Annotated in this window: 1 protein-coding gene; it reads left to right on the forward strand. The window is 68.2% G+C overall.

From position 1 onward, the window contains the following. Positions 1 to 1355: condensation domain-containing protein (locus HNR57_RS39100; RefSeq protein ID WP_246555432.1), on the forward strand; the 1355-nt coding region annotated here is incomplete at both ends.

The raw sequence follows: 1355 nt of genomic DNA on the forward strand, positions 1-1355 counted from the left end.
CTGCTCTTCCACCACCTCCTCGCCGACGGCGGCGAGGACGCCTACGTGACGCCCACAGTGCTGGAGTTCGACACCCGCGAGCGGCTCGACGCCTTTGTGCGTGCGCTGAAGAAGGTGGTGGAGAGGCACGACGTCTTTCGTACCTCGGTGATGTGGGAAGGGCTCCGTGCGCCCGTACAGGTGGTGTGGCGTCATGCTGAACTGCCACTCGAAGAACTCCATGTGGATGTACAGAGCCCGGATCCGGTACAGGAACTGCTGACCAGGGTCGGTCTGTCGATGGACCTGGTCCGCGCCCCGCTTGTCCGGGTCCACGTGGCGGCGGAGCCCGGTGGCGACCGTTGGTTGGCGCTGCTGCGCCTGCACCACATCATCGAGGACCACACCTCACTGGAGATCCTGCTCGGCGAGGTGGAGGCGTTCCTCACCGGGCGGGCTGCGGAGCTGCCCGAGCCGCTGCCCTTCCGCACCTTCGTCGCCCAGGCGCGCGCCGGGCTGGAAAGCGGGGAGCACGAGCGGTTCTTCGCCGACCTGCTGGGAGACGTCGACGAGCCCACCGCGCCCTACGGCCTTGTCGACGCGCGCAGGGACGGCATGGACTCGAACGAAGCGATGGCCGCCCTCGCGCCGGAGCTGTCCGAGCGGATCCGCGACACCGCGCGGCGGCTCGGGGCTAGTCCCGCCACGGTGATGCATGTGGCGTGGACGCGGGTCATTGCCGCGATCACCGGCCGCGACGACGTGGTCTTCGGAACCGTCCTGTTCGGACGCATGAACGCAGGCCCCGGCGCGGACCGGGTGCCCGGTCCCTTCATCAACACGCTGCCGGTGCGGATGCGGGTGGATGAGACCACGGCGGTGGCGGCGGTGCGGGGCATGCGCGGTCAGCTGGCTGCGCTGCTTGAGCACGAGCACGCGCCCCTGGCCCTGGCCCAGCAGGCCAGCGCGGTGGCGGGGGACGTTCCGCTGTTCACCTCGATACTCAACTACCGCCCGAACAACGGACTCAACCGTGAGACCACCGAGCTCCTCGACGGGGTCGAGCTGGCGTTCTTCCGGGAGCGGACCAATTACCCGCTGTCGATTGCGGTCGATGACGACGGCACCAAGATTGCCTTGACCGTGGATGCGGTTGCTGCGATCGACTCGGAGGCAGTGGCGGCATTGGTGTGCACGGCCACCGAGAGCCTGGTGTCCGTGCTGGAACGGGCATTGGAGGGTGGCCCCGAACTCCCGTTGAGCGCTGTGGATGTGCTTGGCGAGGTTGAGCGTCGGCGGGTGGTGTCGGAGTGGAATGACACGGCTGCTGTGGTTCCGGTGGGGACGCTTCCGGAGTTGTTTGAGGCGCAGGTGGG

Source organism: Streptomyces paradoxus (genome assembly GCF_014202475.1).
In the GTDB taxonomy this organism is placed as follows: Bacteria; Actinomycetota; Actinomycetes; order Streptomycetales; family Streptomycetaceae; genus Streptomyces; species Streptomyces paradoxus.